This window comes from Paenibacillus sp. 01T442 (assembly GCF_056398345.1).
The window spans coordinates 1-6258 of sequence record NZ_JBFTPF010000146.1 but is presented as its reverse complement, the minus strand read 5'-3'; the positions used below and the strand labels follow the sequence as shown (position 1 = coordinate 6258).

Here is a 6258-nt window from a genome sequence, read left to right as displayed (position 1 = left end):
CTCACCCGTCCGCCGCTAGCTTATCCCGAAGGATAAACCCGCTCGACTTGCATGTATTAGGCACGCCGCCAGCGTTCGTCCTGAGCCAGGATCAAACTCTCCATAATAGTTTGGACAATTGCTTGTCCGTATATATGAAAGCTGACTTGCTCATTTGAAGCTAGCGAGATTTTGCAATCTCTTTTATAGTCGATTACTCGACTGTGCTTACTCACTCATTGTTCAGTTTTCAAAGATCAATTTCTTTCGCAAACTGCCGTGTTACCGAAGCAGCGAGAAGTAATATACCATATTGGTTTTTCATTTGCAAGCTTTATTTTATTTCATCCATTCGTGAAGATACTCAACACATTCAGACTCCATGGTTTGTGCTTGTTCATGCCTGTCCTGTTCGGAGCAAGAAACATAATATAGCACAAACCATTTCGTAATGCAAACTTAATCTGAACTATTTCAGTCGAATACTTTTGAGCAAAATTTCAAGAGGTTCCCTCTCTTCCGTCTCCCCTCGATGATCATGCTCCACAAGCTTATCCAAACGCGCGATCTGATGACCATAATCATACATGGCTGCAGCCACAATGGAGAGTCGAAGCATACCGCTTGGTTGTTCGCTGTACCTTGCAAGGAGATCGATCATAAACTGTTCGTTCTCCGCTTCAATTTCCAAACTATCCGAGCTCGTATCTTTCAGCTTATCATCGTACTTCAGGAGTACATGCTCGTGGTACTTAATCAATTTCTCCATATGATCGTCAAAACATACATCCGTTTCCGCGCTTKGGGAAGCCTGAAAATAATGCTCATCTACAGCTTCCAATACCTCAAGCCCTTTGGACATGACAAGCAGCTTCTGCTTGTACACGACGAGTTCACGGATCCTTTTGGAGCCGCTGCCCTTCATCTTCTTAATTTCTTCTTCCATAAGTCTATACTTCTCAGATAATGACTTTAGGCTATTACGAAGACTTTCCTTCTCTTCACGAAACACCGTTTCCTTAATCTCATTCGAAATCACCGTGCGAAGGAGCAGTGACATTTTGCTGAAAATAGATCCGATCTGCGCTGCGAATTGTTCCTTAGGCTTAGGTGGGAAGAATAGAACATTCACCACGAAGGCACATCCGATCCCGATCAAGCTAAGCAATAGCCGATTAACCGCAAAACGCCACTCCCCCGACGCCTCCATCACCGCCACAACGGTTACTAAGGTAAGACCTATCGTTTCTTCCATCCGCAAACGTAAACTTAAAATGATAACAATAATACATACAATGCCGATGGCAATCACATTTTGCGAAAAAAACATCCCCGCCAACAGCGCGAAAGCCGCGCCAATAATATTGGTCTGCAGCTGCTCTAAGAAATAACGCCAGGAGCGATAAATCGAGGGCTGCATCGCAAAGATCGCCGCAACCGCCGCAATGACTGGTGGCGTGAATTCGAGCCAAGCACTTATGTATAATGCTAATGCAACAGCGATGCCTGTTTTCCACACGCGCGCCCCAAATACCATGACTCTCACCTCACCCAAAATATCCTACATCTATCTTACACAGGTCATGTGATGGATGCAAAAACAGTTGATTCAACAAAGAAACCACCCCCAGCAAGATGCCGAAGGTGGTTCGTTGCTCAGCAATATGCTAAGCTTTGGTGCTTTTGGTACCCGCAGTACTTGAAGTCCCCGCAGCCTTGGCCGCGATTGCAGCGGCTTTCAAACCTTTACTCTTGTAGGGTTTCGGGGCACTCTTCGCCCGGTTCTCACTTGCTTTCCACCGGTTCCAGCCTTTGCTGTCAGTACCTCTACCTGTTCCACCTTTACCCTTAGCCATAAACTCACTCCATACGTGTTGCTTCTTATTTATTAGTTAATAAACCCGACCATGTCGATTCTAGCCATTGATCGAAATCAGAGCCTTTGTCACCTTCGTAAGTGTCATAAACATCACTTCTCATTTTCTGCAGCTTTTCCTTGAAAGCCTCATACGTATGACCTTCTGGCAAGCTCTTCTTGATGCGAAGTAAAATTTTACCTACGCCTTTAATTAAGTCGCCTTTTCTGCGAGGGGGCAGTTGCACATCCTCACCTAAAAGTTTGAGCTTACGGTAAGCTGTCTCCTGTATCGCATACACGGCATCATTGGTCATTAGACGTTTAAGAATATGAACCGATTGTTGATCGCCATGTTCACCTAATGCTTCAACAGCAGACAGACGCTCCCTCCAATTGGATGTGCGGTTCGCTGCTTTTTTCAACTCTTCAAAATCGGTAGGTAACTCATTGTGTAATTCAATATTCAACTGATTCAAGCTCCTTCTGTGGCTATATGTGTTAGATGTTACACTTTTTTTGGGCAGAGCGCCAACTTTTTGGTATGTTTAGTTTATGGAAGTACCATTTATACAGGATTATTAGCATTAAATCACCATATATAGGTATCTCTTTTTGGGTTCGAATTCAATAACCTCAACTTGAGGTGAATGAGATGTCCGATTTCCTAAGGCTCGTTGGTGAGCGATTACGTATGATTAGAAAGCTTAAGGGATACACACAGGATCAGCTTGCTGAAAAAACAGGCAAAGTCGGTATGAGCAAATCGCATATTTCGGATATTGAACGAGGCCAAAGGAACATTTCATTGACCACGTTAGAAACACTAATGAATGCGTTAGACATAGACCCGAGCGAGTTGTTTAATTTTCAAAAACTTGACGGTGTAGATGGCATCCATGAAAAGAAATTGATTATCGATATTCACAAAAGCATGCTTATGGAACGTGGGCTTGATGAAGTTCAATATATTGTCAGGACGGCGAGTGATTTCCTAGGAACGTTAGATGCTAAGGAAGCTAGTAGACGAAGCAAGAAAGACTAACGCAAATACAAAAAAACAACGAGCAGCTCGCAAACAGCGAATACTCGTTGCTTTTCTTTTCCCCTTTTTAGCCGGAATTCCTAATGAACTTAACTCACTACAACCCCCCTACAATACTTACACACTGGCGCATCAATAGCGATTTCCTCGTTGCAGTAAGAGCAGGGCTTGTGCGTTTTCACTTCAACAGGCGCTTTGGATTTACTTCTTCTTACACTCATGATGACCAGCGCACCAACGACCACAACAATCACAGCCAAAATCCAATAAATCATACGAAACACCTCCCAGTTGATAACCAACTTTTGATGATTTCCGTATATGTATATTCGTTCTATTGACTCTTATGAATGCGTTTCATTGGCACTTGTGTCAGAAATTACAGCCACATCTGTTGTTGGTACGACATTTCCCAGAACAACGTTTCGTAGCGAGTCGTATTCAAAAAAATAGTTTCTAATCGCGCTAATTCACTTTCCGATTTCCCTAAGGCTAGTCGATCCATTAAATGTATGCACCATTGTGCATGTTTACTGAACTCCTCTGAGCTGTATCCTCTCACCCATTCACCATAGTCAGGATGATCCACTGCACCTGGGAACTCCTTCAACATACGGCCGATTTCCCAGTAACTCCACATACAAGGGAGCAATGCTGCTGTTAACTCCGCTAATCCACCATTCTGTGCTACATGCAACATATAATGCGAATAAGCGAGTGTAATTGGTGAAGGTTCTGCCTGCTCCAATTCTTCTTTGGTGATACCGAAGCGAGCAGCGTAGGAACGATGAATGCCCATTTCTTCATGCAAAATGTTACTTAAAGACGCTGAGAATTCACTCATCGTAGTAAGATCTGGAGCCTTTATGGCTCCTAATGCAAACAATTTGGCGTAATCAATTAAATATAAATAGTCTTGAATCAAGTAGAACCTGAATTTATTACGGTCTAGGGTTCCTCGGCCTAATTCTTGAACAAAGGGATGCTGCTGGGTTTGGCGCCATTCGTGCTGATATTTCTGGACTAAGTGCTGTGTAAAAGACATTATGGGTCTCCTTTGGCATGTAATTGTATAAGGAATAGATAAATGAGTTACGGTTAGTAGATTTGGTGAACTCTACTATTTTACCGTATTTTAACTTAATTACTAGTAATGAATAGCTCGAATGCAAAAAATGAACCTCCACGATATGGAGGCTCATTGCTTTCTATTTTCTGAGATATGTACACGAGCAGAAGTGAGCTATACCAAGTCACATGCATCAGCAGGCATCCAATGCGCATCCTTACCATCCCATTTTACATTACAGCCAAGTGGGTTCGTCATCGGTAATGTAATCGCTTGACCAGAGGTCAGCTCATCTAACGCGATATCTAAATTATTGATTGTGATTATTTTTGACGCATCCTTAGGGTTATCAACGCCACGTCCCGTGTAAACTAATCTGCGATTTTCATCAAAAACATAAAAATGCGGCGTTCTTAGTGCACCATAGGCTAATGCCGTTTCTTGGGTTTCGTCTCTCAGATACGTCCATGGATATTCATGTTCCTCCATGTGCGATACCATATGATCAAAGGAATCTTCTGGCCTGGTGTTCACGCTGTTGGCGTTGATCCCAACGAACTGTACACCCTTATCTTTATACCGATTAGCAGTTTCGCGTGTTACTTCATTAGAACCGATCACATAAGGGCAATGGTTGCAAGTGAAAAAAATAACGAGCGTTTTCACATCGCTGAAATCCTTCAACGCGTATGTCTGTCCATCCGTAGCTGGTAATGAAAAATCAGGCGCTTCATCTCCGAGCGATAAAGTAAAGGTATAAGCCATGTTCCATGCCCCTTTCATCCCTGATAGGTTATAGTTGGTTCTCCCCAGTACTTTGGAAAAACTCAATGATTTCACCGTTTAGTCCTTTGATAAAAGCAATACGCACAGGTGTTGGCGGGTTCACGCCTAAGATCACGTCTTTCGGTTCTACCGTCACGATAGCTCCGGCAGCAACTGCTGCTGCAACTGCTCCATCTACATCATTACTGCGTAAAGCAACGTGAAAGAAATAGCCTTCTGGAATTTGCTCACCTGTTCCTCCAGCAAAAACTTCCATATAATTCCCATCGCCAGAGTCTAACAGGACCGCGCGCTTATTCCCTTCGCCCCAGTTATTCTTCTCTTCAAATCCTAGACCTTCTGTATAAAACTTGACTGTTGCGTCAAAATCATTCGCTCTGAGTGCAACGTGATGAAAACCGCCGCCACCTATTTTTGCATTCGTACCCACTTACTTTAGCCTCCTTAGATTTCTCACTTTTACTTCAATTCCAGTATACTCGAACAGGCGTGGTTAGAAAATGAGTTACATCGAGGTAACTAAGTAACCAGGGGTAACTCTAGATCAAAACAAAAAACCACAATCCTTCATCGCTTGATGAAGAACTGTGGTTGATATCGGGACGACACGATTTGAACATGCGACCCCCTGCTCCCAAAGCAGGTGCTCTACCAAGCTGAGCTACGTCCCGAAGGTAAAAAGCGGAAGACGGGGATCGAACCCGCGACCCTCGCCTTGGCAAGGCGATGCTCTACCGCTGAGCCACTTCCGCATAGGGATCCCTAAGCTGCATGATGTAACCTAGGGACGATGATGCGCGTAGAGGGACTTGAACCCCCACGGTCGCCCGCTAGATCCTAAGTCTAGTGCGTCTGCCAATTCCGCCATACGCGCATGATTGATGATGGGGTCCCCGAAAAGTACTCGGAATTCCCTTCGAAGCTATCACTTCACTTTTTGGGGTAAAGTGGTGAGTCATGTAGGATTCGAACCTACGACACCCTGATTAAAAGTCAGGTGCTCTACCAACTGAGCTAATGACTCATACRTTGTGTAAAAATGGCTGGGGATCAAGGATTTGAACCTTGGCATGACGGAGTCAAAGTCCGTTGCCTTACCGCTTGGCTAATCCCCATTGAACTTATTGGCAGGGGCAGCAGGAATTGAACCCACACCAAAGGTTTTGGAGACCTTTGTTCTACCCTTAAACTATGCCCCTAAATAAGGTATATGGAGGCTGATGGATTCGAACCACCGAACTCGAAGAGAGCAGATTTACAGTCTGCCGTGTTTAGCCACTTCACTAAGCCTCCATAAAGGCAAATCTTACTAGACAAAAAAAATACCCATGCAGAGAGACTTTAATCATCGATTAAAGATCCCTCTATTAGGTATCTGCTTGGCAACGTTCTACTCTCCCAGAACCCTGCGGTTCAAGTACCATCGACGCTGGAAGGCTTAACGGTCGTGTTCGAGATGGGAACGCGTGGATCCCTTCCGCCATCATCACCAAACAGTCAAAGCGTTTGTTTGCGCCTTGAAAA

8 protein-coding genes, 7 tRNA genes and 2 rRNA genes are annotated in these 6258 nt (G+C 44.1%); 1 reads left to right on the top strand and 16 read right to left on the bottom strand.

The annotated features are described in order from the left end of the window. From AC1DLM_RS34460 to AC1DLM_RS34445, 4 genes are all read right to left on the bottom strand, one after another. Nucleotides 1-107: ribosomal RNA gene (locus tag AC1DLM_RS34460) — 16S ribosomal RNA — on the bottom strand; the annotation flags it as partial. 341 nt (nucleotides 108-448) lie between these two features. Beyond that, nucleotides 449-1516, bottom strand: a complete 1068-nt coding sequence (locus AC1DLM_RS34455; protein WP_477572504.1) for an FUSC family protein — start codon at nucleotides 1514-1516, stop codon at nucleotides 449-451. Between the two features lie 130 nt (nucleotides 1517-1646). Beyond that, nucleotides 1647-1835: a DUF3934 family protein gene (locus AC1DLM_RS34450; RefSeq protein WP_441992615.1), complete on the bottom strand. Its 189-nt coding sequence runs from the start codon at nucleotides 1833-1835 to the stop codon at nucleotides 1647-1649. Nucleotides 1836-1860: 25 nt separating this feature from the next. Beyond that, on the bottom strand, nucleotides 1861-2304 hold the full coding sequence (locus AC1DLM_RS34445) for a HEAT repeat domain-containing protein (protein ID WP_441992614.1): 444 nt from the start codon (nucleotides 2302-2304) through the stop codon (nucleotides 1861-1863). 185 nt (nucleotides 2305-2489) lie between these two features. Here AC1DLM_RS34445 and AC1DLM_RS34440 point away from each other — a divergent pair, with 185 nt between their 5' ends. Beyond that, nucleotides 2490-2879 carry a helix-turn-helix domain-containing protein gene (locus AC1DLM_RS34440; RefSeq protein ID WP_173121619.1) on the top strand — a complete coding sequence of 130 codons (390 nt, stop codon included), beginning with the start codon at nucleotides 2490-2492 and terminating at the stop codon, nucleotides 2877-2879. An 89-nt stretch (nucleotides 2880-2968) separates the two neighbouring features. Here AC1DLM_RS34440 and AC1DLM_RS34435 read toward each other — a convergent pair whose 3' ends face one another. From AC1DLM_RS34435 to rrf, 12 genes are all read right to left on the bottom strand, one after another. Further along, nucleotides 2969-3154: a hypothetical protein gene (locus AC1DLM_RS34435; protein ID WP_477572503.1), complete on the bottom strand. Its 186-nt coding sequence runs from the start codon at nucleotides 3152-3154 to the stop codon at nucleotides 2969-2971. A 104-nt stretch (nucleotides 3155-3258) separates the two neighbouring features. Next, nucleotides 3259-3924: a thiaminase II gene (gene tenA / locus AC1DLM_RS34430; protein WP_441992613.1), complete on the bottom strand. Its 666-nt coding sequence runs from the start codon at nucleotides 3922-3924 to the stop codon at nucleotides 3259-3261. Nucleotides 3925-4122: 198 nt separating this feature from the next. After that, complete coding sequence (locus AC1DLM_RS34425; protein WP_441992612.1) at nucleotides 4123-4713, bottom strand: thioredoxin family protein; 591 nt, start codon at nucleotides 4711-4713, stop codon at nucleotides 4123-4125. Between the two features lie 28 nt (nucleotides 4714-4741). Continuing rightward, the gene (locus tag AC1DLM_RS34420) at nucleotides 4742-5164 is read right to left on the bottom strand and encodes a VOC family protein (RefSeq protein ID WP_477572502.1); all 423 of its coding nucleotides are present in this window, start codon (nucleotides 5162-5164) and stop codon (nucleotides 4742-4744) included. A gap of 167 nt (nucleotides 5165-5331) precedes the next feature. Beyond that, a tRNA-Pro gene (locus AC1DLM_RS34415) sits at nucleotides 5332-5405 on the bottom strand. A 9-nt stretch (nucleotides 5406-5414) separates the two neighbouring features. After that, nucleotides 5415-5486 (bottom strand) — tRNA-Gly (locus tag AC1DLM_RS34410). A gap of 42 nt (nucleotides 5487-5528) precedes the next feature. Continuing rightward, nucleotides 5529-5608, bottom strand: a tRNA-Leu gene (locus AC1DLM_RS34405). Nucleotides 5609-5682: 74 nt separating this feature from the next. Next, a tRNA-Lys gene (locus AC1DLM_RS34400) sits at nucleotides 5683-5758 on the bottom strand. A 16-nt stretch (nucleotides 5759-5774) separates the two neighbouring features. Then, nucleotides 5775-5849 (bottom strand) — tRNA-Gln (locus AC1DLM_RS34395). A 10-nt stretch (nucleotides 5850-5859) separates the two neighbouring features. Then, nucleotides 5860-5933 (bottom strand) — tRNA-Trp (locus tag AC1DLM_RS34390). A gap of 12 nt (nucleotides 5934-5945) precedes the next feature. Further along, nucleotides 5946-6027: transfer RNA gene (locus AC1DLM_RS34385), tRNA-Tyr, on the bottom strand. A gap of 84 nt (nucleotides 6028-6111) precedes the next feature. Beyond that, nucleotides 6112-6228 (bottom strand): 5S ribosomal RNA (gene rrf / locus AC1DLM_RS34380). Between the last annotated feature and the right edge of the window lie 30 nt (nucleotides 6229-6258).